This is a genomic window from Staphylococcus sp. LKG4-2 (assembly GCF_050955665.1).
In the GTDB taxonomy this organism is placed as follows: domain Bacteria; phylum Bacillota; class Bacilli; order Staphylococcales; family Staphylococcaceae; genus Staphylococcus; species Staphylococcus saprophyticus.
In genome coordinates this window covers 362,958-385,236 of record NZ_CP194532.1, presented here as the reverse complement: position 1 = coordinate 385,236, position 22,279 = coordinate 362,958, and the positions used below count along the sequence as shown (strand labels likewise).

The 22,279-nt window shown below is 34.8% G+C and carries 13 protein-coding genes and 2 pseudogenes; 5 read left to right on the top strand and 10 right to left on the bottom strand.

Going from position 1 to position 22,279, the window contains the following annotated elements; translation table 11 throughout:
- Positions 1–14: 14 nt before the first annotated feature.
- Together ACM6UH_RS01780 and ACM6UH_RS01775 are read right to left on the bottom strand one after the other, a co-directional pair.
- Entirely contained in the window at positions 15–599 is a 585-nt protein-coding gene (locus ACM6UH_RS01780) for a nucleotide-binding domain containing protein (protein ID WP_232160434.1), read from the bottom strand.
- A 15-nt stretch (positions 600–614) separates the two neighbouring features.
- Positions 615–1,310, bottom strand: a pseudogene (locus tag ACM6UH_RS01775) (four-carbon acid sugar kinase family protein); the annotation flags it as partial.
- Positions 1,311–1,478: 168 nt separating this feature from the next.
- On the opposite strand from ACM6UH_RS01775, the gene ACM6UH_RS01770 reads away from it, so the two are divergent.
- The gene (locus ACM6UH_RS01770; protein WP_048787499.1) at positions 1,479–2,405 is read left to right on the top strand and encodes a VOC family protein; all 927 of its coding nucleotides are present in this window, start codon (positions 1,479–1,481) and stop codon (positions 2,403–2,405) included.
- Between the two features lie 286 nt (positions 2,406–2,691).
- Here the strand turns inward: ACM6UH_RS01770 and ACM6UH_RS01765 are convergent.
- The 3 genes and pseudogenes from ACM6UH_RS01765 to nrdD form a co-directional block, all read right to left on the bottom strand.
- A pseudogene (locus tag ACM6UH_RS01765) lies at positions 2,692–3,687 on the bottom strand (choloylglycine hydrolase family protein).
- Between the two features lie 81 nt (positions 3,688–3,768).
- On the bottom strand, positions 3,769–4,305 hold the full coding sequence (gene nrdG, locus ACM6UH_RS01760; RefSeq protein WP_011302143.1) for an anaerobic ribonucleoside-triphosphate reductase activating protein: 537 nt from the start codon (positions 4,303–4,305) through the stop codon (positions 3,769–3,771).
- Entirely contained in the window at positions 4,302–6,152 is a 1,851-nt protein-coding gene (gene nrdD / locus ACM6UH_RS01755; protein WP_011302142.1) for an anaerobic ribonucleoside-triphosphate reductase, read from the bottom strand. Before nrdD ends, nrdG begins: the two co-directional genes overlap by 4 nt.
- A 200-nt stretch (positions 6,153–6,352) precedes the next feature.
- Here nrdD and ACM6UH_RS01750 point away from each other — a divergent pair, with 200 nt between their 5' ends.
- A complete protein-coding gene (locus ACM6UH_RS01750) occupies positions 6,353–6,670 on the top strand; it encodes an antibiotic biosynthesis monooxygenase family protein (RefSeq protein WP_011302141.1) in 318 nt (105 codons plus the stop codon).
- Positions 6,671–6,791: 121 nt separating this feature from the next.
- On the opposite strand, the gene ACM6UH_RS01745 is transcribed toward ACM6UH_RS01750, so the two are convergent.
- The 4 genes from ACM6UH_RS01745 to ACM6UH_RS01730 form a co-directional block, all read right to left on the bottom strand.
- Positions 6,792–7,715 carry an AEC family transporter gene (locus ACM6UH_RS01745; RefSeq protein WP_011302140.1) on the bottom strand — a complete coding sequence of 308 codons (924 nt, stop codon included), beginning with the start codon at positions 7,713–7,715 and terminating at the stop codon, positions 6,792–6,794.
- A 726-nt stretch (positions 7,716–8,441) separates the two neighbouring features.
- Positions 8,442–9,068, bottom strand: a complete 627-nt coding sequence (locus ACM6UH_RS01740) for a DUF4064 domain-containing protein (RefSeq protein WP_011302138.1) — start codon at positions 9,066–9,068, stop codon at positions 8,442–8,444.
- A 271-nt stretch (positions 9,069–9,339) separates the two neighbouring features.
- On the bottom strand, positions 9,340–9,792 hold the full coding sequence (locus tag ACM6UH_RS01735) for a MarR family winged helix-turn-helix transcriptional regulator (RefSeq protein ID WP_011302137.1): 453 nt from the start codon (positions 9,790–9,792) through the stop codon (positions 9,340–9,342).
- A 22-nt stretch (positions 9,793–9,814) separates the two neighbouring features.
- On the bottom strand, positions 9,815–11,248 hold the full coding sequence (locus ACM6UH_RS01730; protein WP_047504860.1) for a YhgE/Pip family protein: 1,434 nt from the start codon (positions 11,246–11,248) through the stop codon (positions 9,815–9,817).
- A 400-nt stretch (positions 11,249–11,648) separates the two neighbouring features.
- Between ACM6UH_RS01730 and ACM6UH_RS01725 the strand changes: the two genes are divergently transcribed.
- From ACM6UH_RS01725 to ACM6UH_RS01715, 3 genes are read left to right on the top strand one after another with little or no spacing between them, the layout of a single operon-like run.
- Positions 11,649–11,843, top strand: a complete 195-nt coding sequence (locus ACM6UH_RS01725) for an ATP-binding cassette domain-containing protein (protein ID WP_251465530.1) — start codon at positions 11,649–11,651, stop codon at positions 11,841–11,843.
- Positions 11,844–11,884: 41 nt separating this feature from the next.
- Positions 11,885–12,529 (top strand): ATP-binding cassette domain-containing protein, encoded by a 645-nt coding sequence (locus tag ACM6UH_RS01720; RefSeq protein WP_250644996.1) that lies wholly within the window; start codon positions 11,885–11,887, stop codon positions 12,527–12,529.
- Between the two features lie 4 nt (positions 12,530–12,533).
- Positions 12,534–13,286, top strand: a complete 753-nt coding sequence (locus tag ACM6UH_RS01715; RefSeq protein ID WP_047504862.1) for an amino acid transporter — start codon at positions 12,534–12,536, stop codon at positions 13,284–13,286.
- A gap of 44 nt (positions 13,287–13,330) precedes the next feature.
- Here the strand turns inward: ACM6UH_RS01715 and ACM6UH_RS01710 are convergent, their stop codons facing one another.
- A complete protein-coding gene (locus ACM6UH_RS01710) occupies positions 13,331–22,177 on the bottom strand; it encodes an SdrD B-like domain-containing protein (protein WP_433911988.1) in 8,847 nt (2,948 codons plus the stop codon).
- Positions 22,178–22,279: the final 102 nt, after the last annotated feature.

Sequence of the window (22,279 nt, the reverse complement as noted above, 5' to 3'; positions counted from 1 at the left end):
AATTCCCCTACTTTCTATAACTCATTTGAATTCATTTTATAAACTTCTGTTAGCGTATCGACCTCACCAATATTTCCTGGGAAAATAACATATGGCATTTTGTTATATTTTGCTTCTTCTCCCGTTAACCAAACCGGAACCCCTTGTGTTATTTGTCCAATGACTTGGGCTTTTTTGATACCTAATCCTTTCGTCGCTACATCACTTGAAGTAATGCCACCTTTTGCAATAATGAATTGAGGCTTTATTGTCAACCCTTTTACAATTTCTACCAATGCATTGGAAATATTTGTTGAAATACTTAAATTGTTCGATAGGTCTTCCGTTTTAATAACATCTCTAGAAGTGTAGACAACGACATCTTTTCTAGAATGGATTAATTCAGATACTTTAACTATTTGATCATCTATATAACTTTGCAAATAATCTGACGTGACTGCTTTAACATCAAATTCTACAGCGTTGATATTAGAATTTACTATGAGATCATTCAATTGTGCACATGTCTTTTTCACATGTGAACCTACAATAATTAAGCCGCCATGATTTTGATCGCTATAGTTTTTTAAATTAATGATTTCTCCAGGTGTTTGACACATCACTTTTACAAAAGATGCTGCTGTTCTAAACATAAATCTTTTTTCATTTTTATTTAGAAATGCTATCAGACAAGTTGCAAAATAATTCATGTCTTCATCATTTAATGCGTCTACGACCACTGCATCAAAATGAGAAACTTCATTTAGTACCTTTTCAATTCCTAGTGTGTCACGCTCACGAATTTGAGTTAAACTAATGCGTTTTACATCTTTTGCATTAATCTCGCCGTCGCTTTTTTCTTAGATAAAGCTTGCCATTGTTTCAGAATCAAACCCAAAAGTCGTGTCATTTGCAAATTCACTTTCTGAAACTGGTATGTAGCGTCCCTCTTCTTTAAGATAATGTATGCCTTGATAGGTATAACGGTTTCCTTCAAAAAAGGCTGGTAAATAAAACACTGCATCAAATGTTTCATTAGAAGCCTCACTCAACACTTTAGGTTCAAGATAAAAGTGTCCTCTTAATGTCGAATCACCTCTACTTATAATGATATAGGGATGGTCTAATTTTCTTGAAACACTTGCGATATGATGACTAATCTCTTGATGTAATTCGGTTGTTTCTACTTCATTTAACGCTCTTGAATTCGTTAATATATAAAACATATTATTTTCTTGCTTAAATCCATCTTCGATTAATGCCTCTGACCATTCCGTATAAACAGGTAGGTCTTTAACAGTCTGTGTACCAGTAGGATCATCATCTAACACAATAATTTTATAATTAAAGTCATTAAGATTTTTTGAAATATGATCGTTTACGGTTTCATTAATTAAACTTTCAGTTAGTATATTTTTTATACTTATTAAGTTTATTTTTGTTCTAAAAGGAAATGATTATAGCAATTATGATATAAATTGCTTTTGGAGGTCTCTTTTATGAATATTATCGGACATCCTCATATTTCAATGTATACAAAAGGTGCACAAATCAATAAAAATTTTTACACACAGACATTAGGCCTACGCCTAGTTGAAAAATCTGTAAATCAAGATAATCCAACGATGTACCATTTATTTTATGGAGATGAAATCGGTACACCAGGCACATTGCTTAGCTTTTTCGAAATTCCAAATTTAGGTAAAAACCGTCCAGGTACGAACAGTATACATCGCGTATCACTACTCGTTCCCGATGAATCTGCATTAACTTACTTTGAACGTCGTTTAAATGAACAGCATATCACAACAACACAAATGACTTATTTAAATCATCATGCGCTGTTATTCAAAGATATGGATGGTTTAGAAATATTATTACTTGCAAATAACCATCGCAACACACCTAACGCTTGGAGAAAAAATCCTTATACAGATATTCCAGAAGCATATCAAATTTTAGGTATGGGGCCAGTGGAACTGCGCTTACGCGACATTCAACCAACACTTCATTTTTTAAAAAATGACTTACGTTATTCGTTAAGAGAAAATGTAGATGAAACTGTATTGACATTAGATTCTGATGGGCTCTATACGGATTTTGTCTTAGTTGAAGAACAAGGTTCACGTGCTCGACCTGGACAAGGTTATGTGCATCATATTGCAGTCAATACGCCAAATGATTCAGATTTGTACGCTGTGTTAGATACAATCAATCATAACCCGGGAAATCATAGTGGCATCATTGATCGCTACTTTTTCAAATCCCTTTACTATCGCCATAATAGCATTATGTTTGAATTTGCAACGGCAGCACCTGGTTTTACAGTAGATACAGCGATTAAAGATTTAGGTAAAAAACTGAACCTCCCCGATTTTATGGAAAATCAAAGAACAGAAATTGAAGAGAAATTACATGATTTATAAAGAAGGCTGAAAATAACAATCTTAAAAATAAATGCATTAGGTGTTTTGATTTAGATAACATATTTCAAATATATTTAATGCACTTACGTTACACCCTATTTAAATTGTTGTTCAATTTTTTCATCTAAAACTTGAATGATTGCATTCCAAAATCTGACTATTTAATCCCACATCTACCTATTACTTTCAAAAATAAAACGGTGCCAAGAATCCTAAATAGAAATAGGTTCTCGGCACCGCTTCTGTCTATCATGAAATTTAATTCACGAGACCATTTTATTCATATTTATGAAGATGTATGATTCAATTTATTTGTTACAAATGCTTGGACTGGTTCAAATATTGTCATGTCTTCTTTTAAAATCAAATCTTCTGTTAATTATAATTCGGTAATTTGATTTGTGTCATACCACTTGAGGTACATTGTGCGAGTTGTTAAATTAAATACCGTTTGATATAACGTATAATGCATATCGCCGTTTTCATCTAAGACAGCGCCTTTAGGTATACTCACACTATCTAATAATTTAAAAGCATCCATCACATCGTATTCTGGATCTTCACTTCCAATTAAATAATTTTTCAAATAAGCTGTTTTAATGAATCGTTCCGGTGACGTATAACCACCAGGCAATCCATAAGTACCACCTTCATTGCCTAAAGAGCCTAATGATTGGCCCATGACATTTTTAGCTTCGGGTTTATGCGGTGTGACAGCTGTATAATTTCTTAAATTCTCATAATGCCAATTTAAATCTGGATTATTTGTCAAAACACCGATTGGATTCTCGTTAATTACAATTTTCCCATCCTGGAAAGTAAGTTCAACTGAACGACCTGTATCATCTGTAATATGATAATGTAATGGTGGGACTTCAGCAATATCATTAAGCACGTGTGCGACAACATTTACTTGCTTACCATTTTCAATCAAGTCATCAATATTTTTATTATAGCCAAGCACCCATGTAATCACTTCATTTTGAGCGATATTCATATATCCTTCACGCACTTCTGTCGCATATGAAGCATAGCCTCTAAAATACTGTATCGATACACCTACACCGTGCTCATTTAACCCATCACCAAATAAGAATCCTTCCATGTCACTTCCTGCACCAATGAAGCCATATTGTGTTTTACCTTTATATTCGACACGCGATTCCCAATAGAAATGACGTGGTTGTACTGCAGGTTGACCCTCTAAGTGATAAACAAAGTCCATTGTTCGACCAAGTATCGCCTGCTTACTTTTTGATAAAAATGAAAATCCTGTACACATACATTATCTACTCCTTTACATTATGATGACTTATATTTTGAGGATTCATAAATGCCTTTGAGCAAATCATGTATATTATAATTAACTTTTGATATACTCACACACCCTGCGCTTTTGCAATGATGCTTGAACATCGATCACGCGTTGATTCATTGAGCCTTTATACGGTAAATTAGGTCTATATAAATGATTAATAAATGGACCATCTACTAAGACGTCAATGAGCTCAAGCAATGTCTTTCTTTCTGCTGAATCTCGCTCTAAATATTCAAATAAAAAACCAGTCCATACCCATAATGATTTGGTATTTCCAAAACGTTTTCTAAAAGTTTGAGCACACTTCAAAGTGATATCTACATTACAAAAAGGTTCGCCACCAAGGATACTGAGTCCTGAAATATAATTTGGCGCACAGTATTCCATAATTTCTTCTAATGTGTCTTCATGAAATGGCTCACCGTATTTAAAATTTTGAGCCACTTTATTATAACAATTTTCACAGGCAAATGGGCAACCTGAAACATATAAACTGCAACGCACACCTTCACCATCTACAAAGCTTTGTGCTTCTATTTTAGCGATATGGCCTTGCCCATGTCTTATTTTTAAAATATTCATACTGATGCATCTTTCAAATGTTTAACGCGCGCGCACATTTCTTTATGGCGACCTTCTATAGTAGGCCGTTGAACAGGATTGCCTAAATAGCCACACGTACGTTTAACCACATCTACCGACTTAGGATCATCATTGCCACATTGCGGACACTGATAGCCTTTTGCAGTTGTTTTAAAATCTCCGACAAATCCACATTTTCTGCAATGGTCAATTGGGATATTTGTGCCTAAATAACTTACTTTATCGTAAGCATAATCCCAAACCGCTTCTAATGCCTTTAAATTATGATTTAATTTCGGGTACTCGCAATAATGGATATAACCACCACTCGCATATTCTGGATAATCTTTTTCAAAATCAATTTTCTCAAAAGGCGTCACATCTTTTCTAACATCATAATGGAATGAATTTTGATAATAACCTTTATCTGTGATATCAGCTATTTCTCCAAATTGTTCACGATCTAGTCGACAAAAACGATCCGTTAAGGATTCACTTGGTGTGCTATAGATACTAAACCAAATATCGTATTGCTCTGTCCATTTTAACTGATATGCTTTCATCGATTTTAATATATCTAATGTAAATGCTTTTGCTTTAGATAAACGTTCCCAATGAGGCCCATAAAATACCGTTGCCGCTTCATATAACCCAATATATCCTATAGACAAAGTTGCACGTTGCCCTTTAAATAATGTCATAATGTCATCTGTTTCTTTTAATCTGTGTTTAAATGCCCCGTTTTGATATAAAATCGGTGCATTCTCTGGCGTAGCTTGTGCAATACGTTCAATTCGATAAACCAGTGCATCGTGCATTATGGCCATACGCTGATGAAATATTTTCCAAAAAGCTTCCATGTCACCTTTTGATTCCAGAGCAATCCTTGGTACATTCAGTGTTACCACACCTAGATTACAGCGGCCATTATTCTCATAATGACCATCTTTATCTTTCCATGCAGGTAAGAATGATCGGCAACCCATAGGTGCTTTAAAATCTCCTAATAGTTCCACTGTTTTATCATAGTTTAATATATCTGGATACATGCGTTTAGTTGAACATTCTAAAGCGAGCTGTTTAATGTCATAATTGGGATCTGACTCATTTAAATTAACACCTCTTTTAATTGAAAAAACTAATTTAGGAAAAATTGCAGTAATACGGTCTTTACCTAACCCTTTAATTCTAGTAGATAATATCGCTTCTTGAATCTTGCGGCTATATCGATCAGTTCCTAATCCAAAGCCGAGTGTAACAAAAGGTGTCTGCCCATTCGAAGTGTATAGCGTATTGATTTCATACTCGAGACTCTCAATGGCATCCCCAATGTCTTGCGTTACTCGCTCATCTACATATGTATCAATGACTGACTCATGTACAAATTTTTCTGCAATTTGTCGATGTTTCATTTCATTAAATTTTGCGTATTTACTCAACAATTCATCAACGCGATCTATTGTACAGCCGCCGTATTGACTACTAGACACATTAGCAATAATTTGTACTAATTGTGCTGATGCAGTCTGTATAGATTTCGGTGACGTTACGGTCGCATTACCTATTTGAAAGCCATGTGACAACATACTTTCTGCATCAATTAAACAACAATTCGTGAGTGGTTGGAATGGATGATAGTCTAAATCATGAAAATGAATGTCTCCTGCTTCATGGGCTTGAGCGACATGCTTAGGTAATAAATAATCCAAAGCATACGACTTAGACACTACACCTGCTGTTAAATCTCTCATAGTCGAAAATGTAGCACTATCCTTATTAGCATTTTCATTAACTACAGTTGGATCTTTCGTAATGAGATGCTTTAAATTTTTTTCAAGTTTGTTCATATTAACCCTCATTTCTATATATAGTATATACATTAATTATAAAACACTATATATTGTGTTTCAAATCTGAAGATAGACATTAACAAATTCGTCAAAAGTTTATTAACACTTCGTGAATTTTATTTTGAAATTTTCATTAGAGCGAAAAATTTATTAGTGCTAAAATAATATATGTATTTAATTTATAAGGAGGGATTGTAATGTTTGTAGCAGAAGTTGCTTTTTCGACTAACAAGGAACATGAACAACAACTATATAATAAAGTAAAGAAAACACAATCCGAGTTGCATAATGTGGCTGGTTTAAAATCATCAGAAGTGTGGACAAAATCTAAATCAGATGATGTTGAATATGTTGTTGTAAGTAAATGGGATGAGAAAAAAGATTTTCAAAATTGGGTTGCTAGACCTTCTCATGTTGAAGAGCATAAAGCAATGCATAAAAAATCTAAAAATGGTGAAGCTGACAAGCCACCTTTTCAAAAGACATTACGTCAATATACAGTAGTAGAATTTTAAATACTTGAATCATATAATAAAATCAAAGGTGAACATAAGTGACTTAAAATCATAATTTAATCACTTATATTCACCTTTTTTTAATTTCATGAGCAAGCACATCACGATATAGCTGCTCCTATTAAAATAATATTTTAGACATGTATATCACGATGACAACTGTAATGGCACTTAATAAAGTAGATAAAAAGACAAGTTCTGCTGCTAATTCAGGATGATTGTCATATTCTTGTGCGATAACTGAACTATTTACAGACGTTGGCATTGCTGATGCGATGAATAATGTTTGAGCTATGATGCCCTCTATCCCCATGATTTTGATAATAACAAGGGCAATCAAGGGCCCTATAATCAATCTTATAAAAACATACGCATAGGATTTGGACCACTTCAAACTAAATTTGATATTAGATATTTGAGCACCTAGCATTAATAACGCAATCGCAATCATAGCATCGGCAACATAATTCGCTGGTGTCCAAATAAATTCAGGAATAGGTATATGATTGTAATTTAATATAATTGCTAGTAATAATGCATATAACACAGGCATTTTAAAATAACCTAAAAGTGCCTTTAACTTTCCTATATGTAAAGATTGAATCGCAAATACACCATAAGAAAACGTGAATATGTTCTGCAAAGATAACACAATAACTTGAACAGACATTGCTAATGGATCGCCTTTGAAAACCAAATCATTTACTGGGACACCGTAGTTACCCGAATTAAAGAACATCAGACTGTTTGTAAGCGTTGTTGTCTCCCCTTTATCCGTTTTACGGAACATAGACAATAACTTACCAATAAGAAATAGTACAAACATATAGATTACGAAGAAAATGATAATGTAAAACAATAAACTTAACGCAAAATGCGTCTTGTAAAATTTCACAAAAATAAATCCAGGCACAAAGACATAGATATTAAGTTTGGCCAATGTATTTAAATCTAATGTAAATTTCTTTTGCAGTATGTATCCTAAAAATATCATGATAAAAATAGGTAAAAGTACAGTCTGTAGTATATATAACATTTCACTCATAAGCATCCCCCTTTGTTGCGCTTTAGTTATTTATGATTGAAGTTGCATTTTATAACTTTACTATTTAACCTATATTACTATTAATCATATCAGAATATTAATCGTTTGACTTTAACCATTAATTTAAAATCATTTTGTTTCACGTTAAACATTTTATGCATCTCAATAACATCATCCTTATGCCATATCTTAATTTTTTATACTGCTATAATTTTTCAGTTCACAAGAAAAAAGACCGAAACATCTTTATATGTCTCGGCCTAATTACCCTTAAAATCCTACTACGCTATAAAACGACTTTTCCATTCCTACAGACTAATCATCCTTGTTGCGTAGGCACTATGAAATCTTTCTTTGGAAATTCGATTTTTACTTATATGTGTTCTTACGTTATATACACAAAAAGCTGCATAAGCTTTTCACTCTGATAACAATTATTTATCTTTCTTTTTATTACGATTTCTTTTTCTTTCTTCCAATATGGACATAGTAATAAAACCAACCACCAAAACAGGCAATAGCATGCCTAATGCCATCATCATCTTTCTCACCCCATTTTAATATTTAACTACTTTTAATCTCATTTTATTAAAATATATCACAATTTTTCTAAGTTTATATACATAATTGCTTTAAATATTGGTTTGCAATCTATGTATTATAAAATAGACTAGGCTACATTTAGTAACCCAGTCTATTTAGATATACAGACTAACAAAGTATCATTTAATACTTATAAGGATCTTCTTTCAATTTTTTTGATCTTTCATCTAGATCATCTAAGTTATCTAAATCTGTTTTATTATCATCTTTAGATTGTGAGTAAGCATCCTTTATTGTCTCTTGCTCATTTTCTTTTTGCTCTTCAGATAAAATAAATGAGTTATTACGCTCATTCACTTGAGATCCATCTTTAATATATGGATTTACATCGTCATCTTCTTCTTTGTCATAAATTGGTTCTTTCGGCTTTCTCACTAATAACATAATACCTGCAACAAGCCATAAAACCGCATTTATCCAATTTCCTAAGAATGAAATCACACCAGCGATAATTAATAAAACGCCTGCCACTTTTGGCTTTTTGCTAATTAAAAATACTGCTATAAGCGCTATGATTAATAGTATAATACCTAAGACTAAACCAGTAGTCAAAAGACCACTAAAAGTGCTAAATATCGTATTTCCGTCTTCATACGTGAAACTACTATCTTCTTGCATCATCTGACTAATGAATGCTTCTTTGACCTCGCCGTTACCCATCATAGGTATTAGAACAGCCATTAGTACAACACCAAGTATTTGTAAGACGATACCAATCCACGTCAGTACACGTTCTATTGTTCTTTTCATAACAATATACCTCCTGTGATTTTTAAAATAAATTTATTAGGACAATAATCTTTACCTACAATCTTTTTAAAAATATTTAATTATACAGTAATTATACTAATTGTTAATATTGAAGTCCATTTTTTACAAATAATAATGTTCGCTGAATTACGTATGTCTTATATTTTCATAAAAAATGTTAAATAAAAAGTGCCAATATCCTATAGAATCGAATTGGCACTTTTTATATTATAATTCGCACATTTGTAAATGCCACAAGTACATCTATTAACTACTTATGTGCTTTAAACGCATTAACGATATGTGTAAGTTGCTCAACGAAATGATGTACTTCTTCGGCAGTAAATTTATTACCTAGTCGATCTTTTACTGCTTCGGTCATCACTGCAGTCGCTCTCTGTAAAAATGTTTCACCTTCGTCACTTAACATAATCAGTTTAATACGTTTATTATCTGAATAAGCGCGTTGTACATAGCCCATTTCTTCTAATTTTGCGATGCGTTTAGAAGCAGCAGTTTTAAAAATATTTTGTAAACCCGCTAATTCATTAATTGTTACTTTGCCTTCATTTTTTATAATTCTCATCGCATCAATTTGTTCTCTTGAAAGTAAATTACTTAAACCTGTCTCTTTAACAATTTCAACTATCTCTTTATTTAAATGCAACATAACTATCTGAAATTTAGTAATTGCTTCTTCAATTGTTTTATCTACGTTTTCCAAATAAGTCACCTCCGTATTGCACTTATTTAAATTCTATTGAAAATGGTAAACGTTGTCTTTTGTTAAACCATAGTAATACTAAATATTGTAAAATCATCATTATGACAATAATACCAACGAGCAATGCTACTACAAATCCAAAGTTAAAGTGTCCTGCATTTGTAAAGATGGCTTCTCTATAACCCTGTATCGCATATGACATTGGAGAGAATGGGTGAATCCATCTAAAGAATTGTGCTGATAACTCTATTGGGAACATACCTTCACTCGCACTTAATTGTAATATGAGTAAAACCATAGATATGAATAGACCAATTCGATCTAATAATAAACTTAAGAATGTCGTAACAGTAATTGCTGCAATTGCCCATAGCAATCCGACTAAGATAAATTTACCAATGTTATCTATAGACATATTAAGTGCAAATATCGCCCAACTACTCATCAATAACGCAGATACCGCACCTTGTACGAGATACAATAATAACTTACCGAATGCTTGTTTTAGTGATGTAACATCTTTAGTTAACATTTTTCTCAGTGGGTATATTGCACTAAATGACACAGCACCTACAAATAAACTAACACTCGCCATATAAGGCACGATTGTTTCACCATATTTATCGGCTTCTGTAGCATTATTTTCATTTACTTTCGTTACATTATTTAACGCTTTTTCATTGTCACCTTCAAAAGCAACGCCGTCTTGTTGCTCTACAGATTGGTCTATTTGCGCTTTTAATTGATCATTATTTTGTTGCAATTGATTAAGTCCATCTGTGACTTGTTGATTGCCTGAAATTAATTGCTGTGCAGGTTGTCCTACTGTTGGTGCTAATTGTTTCAATCCATCCGTTACTTGCTGATTACCATCAATTAATTGTGATTCTGCATCAGACATGTCACCTAATGCATTTGAAGTATCCTTGAATCCAGATTGTGATTTTTTAGCACTAGCAAATAATTGATCTAAATAATTGGTACGAATATTATCCTTAATTGAATTTGTTACCGTATCAATTGCTTTTTGTGCTGATTGACTACCAGTATAACTAGACCCTGGATTGACTTGTGTTTCAATATTTATTTTTTTAGGATTTTTATCTAATAATGTCGTAGCGTTACTAGAGGCATCTTTAGGTATAATGATAGTTCCTACACTTTTACCTTTTTCTAATTGATTAAATGCCTCTTTTTTTGAAACTTCTTGAAAATCAAATTTATCGTTATCTTTTAATTTGTCGACAACATCATCACCTATTGTAACCTTTTCACCATTTAGCTTTGCACTTTGATCTTGGTTTACAATTGAAATTTTCAATTGATCTGTCTTATCATATGGGCTCCACATAGAACCTACGAATAAAGCAACATATAATAGCGGGATAGCTGCTATTGCAATAAGTGCTATGATTAACATTTTATTTCTGAAAATAAATTTAAATTCATTAAACATTTTCTTCTACCTTCCTATTTTTAAATTGTACACCCTGTGTACTATTAGGTTAAAATTAAACCCAAGAACGCATGAAATCCACCTTAGGCTATTGTTTACTATTCAAATTGATGAGGGATAGATCATATCTTTTGAATAGTACACCCCTTATACCGTTATCTATCATACTCTCCTTAAAAATCATTGTCAATTGCGATTTCAAAAATCTAGTAAATCCCTTTTTCTATAAACTAAAAATATATAAATTAAATTGTAAGTAGAATACATAAATTTTTAATAAAACAACTTATTTACTATATTGAACAAATTCATTTTCGTTGTTAAAATTAACTTATATAAGCGTAACATCAACAATTCATATAAATTTCATTAAAACTCTATTAGTTCAAAGGAGGACATTATGTTAAAAATAGATGACCTTTATAAACGTTTTAAAGGAGCCGATTTTAATGTTATTGACGGTGTTTCATTAACCATAAACCGTGGAGAAGTCGTAGGTTTAATTGGAAAAAACGGCGCAGGTAAAACAACACTTATGAAAATGATTGCTAAAACAAAACGACCTACTTCAGGTGCTATATTTTTAATGGCATAGATATTTTCCAACATCATAATATACTTAAAAATGTAGGTATCATGATTGATACGGTTCATTTCAAACACTTTTCAGCTAAAAAGAATTTAACTTATTATTTAAAAGTTAATCATAAAACGCAGTACTTAAAAAATATCGATAATATATTAGATCTCGTAGGTTTATCACATACATATGGCAAAAAGGTAAAAGATTTTTCTTTTGGTATGAAACAACGTTTATCACTAGCTATGTGTTTAGTTGATGAACCTGAAATAGCTATTATGGATGAACCTTTTGTTGGTCTGGATCCAGACGGTGTTAATACGCTCATTCACTCGTTAAGAACTTGGGCTAGTAAAAAAGGAACCGCATTACTTATTTCTAGTCATCAATTAAATGAATTAGCAGAAGTCTGTGATCGCTTTGTTCTTTTAAAAGAAGGAAAACTCCAAAATATTGATTTCAATAAAGAACAATTGATAAAAATTGTAGTAAAAGAACAAATATATCCAGAACATCGTCAGGAACTTCTCAATTTGTTTTCTACAATAAAAGATATTGAGGAAAAAGCAGTTATCATGCAGTCAGGTTCTGAAGAGTATAATGAAATCATAAATTATTTAGTTAAATACTACACTTTAGAAAACACGATTAATGAACAAGATAACTTATATCAATATTTCGATGAGTTCGAAAGGAAATGATGATATGTTAATTAAAAATATTTTCACTACAGTATCTTCGCGTAACTCTGCAATTATCTTTTATGCAATAGCACTTTATCCATTTTTATATTTAATCACACTTATACTACCTACCAATTTTATGCAAATTGGAGGAGAGACGAATTCACTCTCTGGTTTAGAATTTTATTTTGTTATTTTACTTGCACAATCTCAATTTGCCGTACCATTGATTCTTATGACATATTTTGTCAGTTATTTATTTTTTGAAGAATATGAATCTGGTAGATTAATCTTTTATAAAGATATCAGCCGAATACGTCTATATAATTCAAAGTTAGTCGCCTTATTCTCTATGTATATAATATATTATGTAATATTATTTGTGTCTTCTGAAATTTTGTATTTTACGTATATACATCAATATGATTATGCTTCCGGTGCTTTCTTATCGAATGTTCACGAAACTAATTACAGTACAATATTATGTATCGTCGGTATTTTCTGCATTACTTTAATTGCAATATGCTTTTCAGTCATGTTATCTATGAAATTGTCTACTGGATTTAATATTTTAAGCGTTATTGTTTTACTTATGTTTATGGTTATCGCACCAATGATTCATGGACTCAAATATTTATTTCCAAATGGTTATGATCATGCGATTACGCCTTCAGACTTACTAACAAAACTAGGTTTAATGATATTAACAACTCTATTGTACTCAGTCATTTGCTACTTAGTAGGTTTGAAAATGTTCAAAAAATTAGAATATTAATATAAGAGCCTGCACTTTCTATTTTTGAAAGTGCAGGCTCTTTTTTATTTATCTTGAATTTCATTATTTCTACGTCTTCTAAGGAGTATGATTCCTCCAAGCGCAGTAAGTAATGGTATCAACCCATTATGTTTATCTTCATTACCTGTATCTGGTAATTTATCTTTCTCTTTTTCATAGTTTCCATCATTATTTAGGTGTCTATTTAATGATTCGTACTCACTTATTGACTCACTGGCACCCAACGATTCGCTTTCACTTATTGATTCACTTGTACTAAGTGACTCGGATTCACTTAAAGACTCGCTGGCACTTAATGATTCACTTGTGCTCAATGATTCACTCTCACTTAATGACTCGCTATCGCTCAATGACTCACTCTCACTTAGTGACTCACTCTCACTTAATGACTCTGACTCACTCAATGATTCGCTGGCACTTAAAGACTCACTCGTGCTTAACGACTCACTTGCACTTAATGACTCGCTTTCACTTAACGATTCGCTTGCACTTAACGATTCGCTCTCGCTTAATGATTCACTCTCACTCAATGATTCGCTATCACTTATTGATTCGCTTTCGCTTAATGACTCTGACTCACTCAACGATTCGCTCTCACTTATTGATTCGCTTTCGCTTAATGAATCACTCTCACTTAATGATTCGCTTAAACTCAATGACTCACTTGCGCTTAATGACTCGCTCTCACTCAGTGATTCACTCTCACTCAATGATTCGCTCTCGCTTAATGATTCAGATTTACTTAACGACTCACTCTCACTTAATGACTCTGACTCGCTTAATGATTCGCTTTCACTTATTGATTCACTTGTACTAAGTGACTCGGATTCACTTAAAGACTCGCTGGCACTTAATGATTCGCTCTCACTTAATGACTCGCTTTCACTTATTGATTCACTGGCACTTAATGACTCACTGGCACTCAATGACTCACTCGCGCTTATTGATTCGGACTCACTTAATGACTCACTTTCACTTATTGATTCACTCTCACTTAATGACTCTGACTCACTTTCACTTAATGACTCACTGGCACTCAATGACTCACTGGCACTTAATGACTCGCTCTCACTCAATGATTCGCTATCGCTTAATAACTCGCTTTCACTTAACGACTCACTCGTGCTTAATGACTCTGACTCACTTAACGATTCACTCTCACTCAATGACTCACTTTTACTTATTGATTCACTTTCGCTCAATGACTCACTTTCACTCAATGACTCACTGGCACTCAATGACTCACTGGCACTCAATGACTCACTGGCACTCAATGACTCACTGGCACTTAACGACTCACTTTCACTTATTGATTCACTTTCACTTATTGATTCACTTGCGCTCAACGATTCAGATCCACTTAACGACTCGCTTTCACTCAATGATTCGCTCTCACTTAACGATTCGGACTCGCGCAATGACTCACTCTCACTTAATGACTCACTTGCGCTTAATGATTCGGATTCACTTAATGACTCACTGGCACTTAACGACTCACTTTCACTCAATGACTCACTTTCACTCAATGACTCACTGGCACTTAATGACTCGCTTTCACTCAATGACTCACTCGTACTTAAAGATTCGCTTTCACTTATTGATTCACTTGTACTAAGTGACTCGGATTCACTTAATGACTCGCTGGCACTCAACGATTCGCTCTCACTTAATGACTCACTCGTGCTTAATGATTCGCTATCACTCAATGACTCACTCGTACTCAATGATTCGCTATCACTCAATGACTCACTCTCACTTAATGACTCTGACTCACTTAACGATTCACTCTCACTCAATGACTCACTTTCACTTATTGATTCACTCGTACTCAACGATTCGCTCTCACTTAATGACTCACTCGTACTCAATGATTCGCTTTCGCTTAACGACTCACTCTCGCTTAACGATTCACTCGTGCTTAATGATTCGCTCTCACTTAATGATTCGCTCTCGCTCAATGACTCACTCGTACTTAATGATTCACTCTCACTTAATGACTCACTTGCGCTTAATGATTCACTCTCACTTATTGATTCACTCTCACTTATTGATTCACTTTCACTTATTGATTCACTTGCGCTCAACGATTCAGATCCACTTAACGACTCGCTTTCACTCAATGATTCGCTCTCACTTAACGATTCGGACTCGCTCAATGACTCGCTCTCACTTAATGACTCGCTTTCACTTATTGATTCACTGGCACTTAATGACTCACTGGCACTCAATGACTCGCTTGCGCTTAATGATTCACTTGCGCTTAACGATTCAGATCCACTTAACGACTCACTTTCACTTAATGATTCACTCTCACTTAACGATTCGCTCTCGCTCAATGATTCGGACTCGCTTAAAGATTCGCTCTCACTTATTGACTCACTGGCGCTTATTGATTCACTGGCACTTAACGACTCACTAGCACTCAATGATTCGCTATCGCTCAACGATTCGGACTCGCTTAATGACTCACTGGCACTCAACGATTCGCTTGCACTCAATGATTCACTGGCGCTTAATGACTCACTGGCGCTTAATGACTCACTGGCACTCAATGACTCACTGGCACTTAATGACTCGCTCGCGCTTATTGATTCGGACTCACTTAATGACTCACTTGCGCTTAATGATTCGCTTTCGCTTAACGACTCGCTTTCACTTAACGATTCGCTTTCACTTAACGATTCACTGGCGCTTAATGATTTGCTATCGCTTAACGATTCACTCTCACTCAATGATTCGCTTTCACTTAACGATTCACTTGCACTTAACGACTCACTCTCGCTTAATGACTCACTCGTACTTAATGATTCACTTTCGCTTAACGACTCACTTGCACTTAACGATTCACTCGCACTTATTGACTCACTTGCACTTAACGACTCACTTGCACTTAATGACTCACTCGCGCTTAATGACTCACTTGCGCTTAATGACTCGCTCTCACTCAGTGATTCACTTTCGCTCAATGACTCACTCGTACTTAACGATTCAGATTCGCTTAATGACTCACTCTCACTTAATGACTCTGACTCGCTTAATGATTCGCTTTCACTTAATGATTCACTGGCACTTATTGATTCACTTTCACTTAACGACTCACTTTCACTCAATAATTCACTTTCGCTTAATGACTCGCTTTCACTTAACGATTCGCTATCGCTTAATGATTCACTCTCACTTAACGACTCACTTTCACTCAACGATTCGCTCTCACTCAGTAATTCACTTTCGCTCAATGATTCACTCGTACTTAATGACTCGCTCTCACTTAGTGATTCACTTTCACTTAGTGATTCACTCGTGCTTAATGATTCGCTCTCACTTAATGATTCGCTCTCACTTAATGATTCGCTCTCGCTCAATGATCCGCTATCACTCAATGACTCGCTCTCACTTATTGACTCACTCTCACTTAATGACTCACTCTCACTTAATGACTCACTCTCACTTAGTGATTCACTCGTGCTTAATGATTCGCTCTCACTTAATGATTCGCTCTCACTTAATGATTCGCTCTCGCTCAATGATTCGGACTCGCTTAATGACTCTGACTCACTCAACGATTCGCTCTCACTTATTGATTCGCTTTCGCTTAATGAATCACTCTCACTTAATGATTCGCTTAAACTCAATGACTCACTTGCGCTTAATGACTCGCTCTCACTCAGTGATTCACTCTCACTCAATGATTCACTGGCGCTTAATGACTCACTGGCACTCAATGACTCACTGGCACTTAATGACTCGCTCGCGCTTATTGATTCGGACTCACTTAATGACTCACTTGCGCTTAATGATTCGCTTTCACTTATTGACTCGCTTTCGCTCAATGATTCAGACTCACTTATTGACTCGCTGGAACTTAATGATTCACTTGCACTCAACGATTCGCTCTCACTTATTGATTCGCTTTCGCTTAATGACTCGGACTCACTCAACGATTCGCTCTCACTTAATGATTCGCTCTCACTTATTGATTCGCTTTTGCTTAATGACTCGGACTCACTCAACGATTCGCTCTCACTTATTGATTCACTCTCGCTTAACGATTCACTCTCACTCAATGACTCACTAGCACTCAACGATTCGCTGGCACTCAATGATTCACTCGTACTTAATGACTCGCTCTCACTCAATGACTCACTGGCACTTAATGACTCGCTCTCACTCAGTGATTCACTGGCACTCAACGATTCGCTCGCGCTTAACGATTCACTCTGTCTTAATGATTCGCTTGTGCTCAATGATTCACTCTCACTTAACGATTCGCTTTCACTTAACGACTCGCTCGTGCTTAATGATTCGCTTGTGCTTAATGACTCGCTCGCGCTTATTGATTCGGACTCACTTAATGACTCACTTTCACTTATTGATTCACTCTCACTTAATGACTCACTTGCGCTTAATGATTCACTCTCACTTATTGATTCACTTTCACTTATTGATTCACTTGCGCTCAACGATTCAGATCCACTTAACGACTCGCTTCCACTCAATGATTCGCTCTCACTTAACGATTCGGACTCGCTCAATGACTCACTCTCACTTAACGATTCACTTGCGCTCAACGATTCAGACTCACTCAACGATTCACTCTCACTCAATGACTCACTTGTGCTCAATGATTCACTTGCACTTAAAGATTCACTGGCACTCAATGACTCGCTTTCACTCAATGATTCGCTGGCACTTAATGACTCACTCGTGCTTAACGACTCACTCGTGCTTAATGATTCGCTCTCACTTAATGATTCGCTCTCGCTCAATGACTCACTCGTACTTAATGATTCACTCTCACTTAATGACTCACTCGTACTTAACGATTCACTCGTACTTAATGACTCACTGGCACTTATTGATTCACTTATGCTCAATGATTCACTTTCACTTAACGATTCGCTCTCACTCAATGATTGACTGGCACTTAACGACTCAGATTCGCTTAATGACTCTGACTCGCTTAATGATTCGCTTTCACTTAATGATTCACTCGTACTCAACGATTCACTGGCACTTAATGACTCACTGGCACTTATTGACTCACTCGCGCTTATTGATTCGTACTCACTTAATGACTCACTTTCACTCAATGATTCGCTTTCACTTAACGACTCACTCGTGCTTAATGATTCGCTTGTGCTTAATGACTCACTTGCACTTATTGACTCACTCGCGCTTAATGACTCGCTGGTACTCAATGATTCGCTCTCACTTAACGATTCGCTCTCACTCAGTGATTCGCTATCGCTCAACGATTCGGACTCGCTTAATGACTCACTTGCGCTTAATGACTCACTGGCACTCAACGATTCGCTTTCACTCAATGATTCACTTGCGCTTAATGACTCACTGGCACTCAATGACTCACTTGCACTTAATGACTCGCTCTCACTTAATGATTCACTGGCACTTATTGATTCACTTTCACTTAACGACTCACTTTCACTCAATAATTCACTTTCGCTTAATGACTCGCTTTCACTTAACGATTCGCTATCGCTTAATGATTCACTCTCACTTAACGACTCACTTTCACTCAACGATTCGCTCTCACTCAGTAATTCACTTTCGCTCAATGATTCACTCGTACTTAATGACTCGCTCTCACTTAGTGATTCACTTTCACTTAGTGATTCACTCGTGCTTAATGATTCGCTCTCACTTAATGATTCGCTCTCACTTAATGATTCGCTCTCGCTCAATGATCCGCTATCACTCAATGACTCGCTCTCACTCAGTGATTCACTCTCACTCAATGATTCACTGGCACTCAATGATTCGCTTTCGCTTAACGACTCGCTTTCACTCAATGACTCACTGGCACTCAATGATTCGCTTGTGCTCAATGATTCGGACTCGCTTAAAGATTCACTGGCACTTATTGATTCACTGGCACTTAACGACTCAGATTCGCTTAATGACTCACTCGCGCTTAATGATTCGCTCTCACTCAATAATTCACTCTCACTCAATGACTCACTTGTGCTCAATGATTCGCTTGCGCTCAACGATTCACTTTCACTCAATGATTCAGACTCACTTAATGACTCACTGGCACTCAATGATTCACTCTCACTCAGTGATTCACTTTCGCTCAATGACTCACTTTCACTTAATGACTCACTCGTACTTAATGATTCACTCTCACTTAACGATTCGCTATCACTTAATGACTCACTGGCACTTAATGACTCACTCGCGCTTAATGACTCGCTGGCACTCAATGATTCGCTCTCACTTAACGATTCGCTCTCACTTAACGATTCGCTCTCGCTTAATGATTCACTCTCACTTAACGATTCGCTGGCACTCAACGATTCACTCGTACTTAATGACTCGCTCTCACTTAGTGATTCACTTTCACTTAGCGATAGTGAATGGCTCAAACTCAATGATTGTGAAGTGCTTAGCGACTCAGATAAGCTTAGTGATTCCGAAGTTGTGTCAGAAACTAAACCAGCATCTATCGTCATATTGTCAGCATCTTTAATAGTAACGTGTGCAATGTATCTTCCATTCTCAAAAACTACATCTGAATCTTTGTCATCTACAGTGTTGTTCGCTTGTGTAGGAATATATCCTTCTGGCATTACGAATTCCACAAGATAATTACCATTTGTTAAATTATCAAAATTGTAGTGTCCTGTTATATCAGTAGTCGTTGTGGCTAAACGTATACCAGTTGGGTCAAGTAAATTCACAGTAATGCCAGCTGCAGTTGCGTTCGAATCATTCTGAACACCGTCATTATTCTTATCAAACCATACATAACCACCGAATCCACCGAATCCAGCAAGTTCTGCTCTGACAAACTGAATGCTACTTGCGTGTGCTCGTGTGTCTCTTTGGTTTTTATTATTAGTAAATGTGTATTCTGATTTTAATACACCAATCCCCGAAAAGTCAGGTAGCGTGTTTGGTTTACTTCTTATTATATAACCAAGTGTTCCAATATCCCCCAGGTCTACAGTTGCTGATCCATCACTATTTATAATGATTTTAGGATTTCTAACTTGCGTTAAGTTTGCATAATCTGGTGAGAAACTATCTCTGAATTGTGAGTTATTTAATACTTTATAAACCTCAATCTCATCAGGAGATGTAAATTTGAATCCTTGGCCACTTAACCTAACTTTTGATCCTGTATTAAATGCTCTATTTTGATTTATATAAGTTGTAAATTCAGCAAAGTCCTTCGTCAAATAATTTATATCTGAAATAACTGGTACCGTTCTATTACCATAATTGAATATGACATTTTGAGTATAATCCTCTCCAGCAACAGTAATGCCTACTGGGACACTCTGTTTATCAGTAGTAACTAATTCTTTAAATGGCCAACTTAATAAACTAAAAGATCCTCTCACATTATTATAAATATCCACATAATTTGTGAAGGTATATTTCGCAGTATTCGTTGCACTATCATATGATCCAATAGCGATTGTTCTCCCATTAGCATCATGTATGTTATTTACTCGATACGGTTTTCTTGATGTACCTGGATGTATATATTTACCGAAATCAACTGTAAAATAATCTCCTTCAACCACGGAGTCATCTACCGTATAGTCAATCTTAATTTTCAACTTACCATCCATAGTCATAAATACTTGATTGTATTTCTTACCGCCACCTAGTATTTCATATGAAGTGTTTGCAAAGACTAAATGGTTAACATTTCTACCACTCTGATTAGCTGCATAATTAACTACATTCGTTGCTCTTGTATTTGCAGATCTAAATTTACTTGTAGATGGTTTAGCTAAAGTTTTTTCAATATTCGTAGTATTCGTTTCAATACTTAAACTTTCGTTATTTGTTTCCGCACGCTTTGAAGCAGGCACATTGGCTTGTACTTTATCTTTATCCATTTGATTAGCTAGTTCAATTAATAATAATGCGATTAATTGATCTGAATTTTGTTTAGTAAAATCAATGTTTAATTTTTCAATAGCTTTTTTTGCATCACTAGCTGTAGCATTCGTATGTGTTTGGTAATAATTTTCTAATAGAGATTGCTTTTCTGTGTTATTTTTAGCATTATCTAATTGCTTTAAAGAGTGATTTACTGAGTTTATTAAATTTGAGCGGGTTGCATTATCTTCAGGTTTTTCAATAGAGGTACTACTTGAAGTGTTAACTTTATCATCTTTATTAACATTTTCATTTTTAGACTCTAAATTTGTTTCTTTGTTATTTTTATAGACGTTATCTTCTACTTTATTTTCGATACGGTGATTATGGCTTTCTAATTCATTTTTCTTTTTGCCGTTATCTTTTTCATCTTTATATGTATCTTTCTCTTTTTCTAAATCTAAGCTGCCTTCATCATTTTTTTCAGTTGTATTTTCTTTGTTTGCTTCTTCTACAGCTTTACTTTCTTCGGTTGTGCTTTCTTCAGTTTTTCTGTCTTCTATTGACTCTTCTTCTGTTGATACTTCTTTACTTTCTTCTTTTACATGATTTTCAGTAGCATTTTGATTCAAATGACTTTCATGATGATTTGACGTATCTTGCTCATTTATAGGCTTTTGGTCATACTCACTAGATTTATCGTGGATTGGTATCTCACTATGATTAGAATAGTTAGCCTCGTCATTATCATTAATTATGTTTGTTCTTTCTTCATCATGTTGTACTGAATTGGACTTGTTTGATTCGCTTTTGTAATTATTATCAGTCTGTCCATATACTTCTGATGTTGGTTGCTGTTCCGCTGCATCCGCTTCTTTATCAATTACTGCACCTAACAATATCGTTGATCCAATTAATACTGAAGCGATACCATTTGTAAATTTACGTATAGAATATTTATTTAATCGATTAGGCAAGAAATCAAATCGATGTCTTTTCTTGTTTTTGTTCATATGTTCCTCCTAATTTACTAACCTAAATTTCTAGTTGATTTTTATTGTACTTTATGTCCTTTTATCACAATACATTTCTTATTTTACCTAATAGTACAAAAT

Bases quoted from the DNA above. Each gene is read 5' to 3' on its own strand.
- ACM6UH_RS01780 (WP_232160434.1), bottom strand. From the start codon at position 599: ATGTGTCAAACACCTGGAGAAATCATTAATTTAAAAAACTATAGCGAT.
- ACM6UH_RS01720 (WP_250644996.1), top strand. From the start codon at position 11,885: ATGATTGATACGGTTCATTTCAAACACTTTTCAGCTAAAAAGAATTTA.
- ACM6UH_RS01730 (WP_047504860.1), bottom strand. From the start codon at position 11,248: ATGTTTAATGAATTTAAATTTATTTTCAGAAATAAAATGTTAATCATA.
- ACM6UH_RS01740 (WP_011302138.1), bottom strand. From the start codon at position 9,068: ATGAAAAGAACAATAGAACGTGTACTGACGTGGATTGGTATCGTCTTA.
- ACM6UH_RS01770 (WP_048787499.1), top strand. From the start codon at position 1,479: ATGAATATTATCGGACATCCTCATATTTCAATGTATACAAAAGGTGCA.
- ACM6UH_RS01745 (WP_011302140.1), bottom strand. From the start codon at position 7,715: ATGAGTGAAATGTTATATATACTACAGACTGTACTTTTACCTATTTTT.
- nrdG (WP_011302143.1), bottom strand. From the start codon at position 4,305: ATGAATATTTTAAAAATAAGACATGGGCAAGGCCATATCGCTAAAATA.
- ACM6UH_RS01710 (WP_433911988.1), bottom strand. From the start codon at position 22,177: ATGAACAAAAACAAGAAAAGACATCGATTTGATTTCTTGCCTAATCGA.
- ACM6UH_RS01715 (WP_047504862.1), top strand. From the start codon at position 12,534: ATGTTAATTAAAAATATTTTCACTACAGTATCTTCGCGTAACTCTGCA.
- ACM6UH_RS01725 (WP_251465530.1), top strand. From the start codon at position 11,649: ATGTTAAAAATAGATGACCTTTATAAACGTTTTAAAGGAGCCGATTTT.
- nrdD (WP_011302142.1), bottom strand. From the start codon at position 6,152: ATGAACAAACTTGAAAAAAATTTAAAGCATCTCATTACGAAAGATCCA.
- ACM6UH_RS01750 (WP_011302141.1), top strand. From the start codon at position 6,353: ATGTTTGTAGCAGAAGTTGCTTTTTCGACTAACAAGGAACATGAACAA.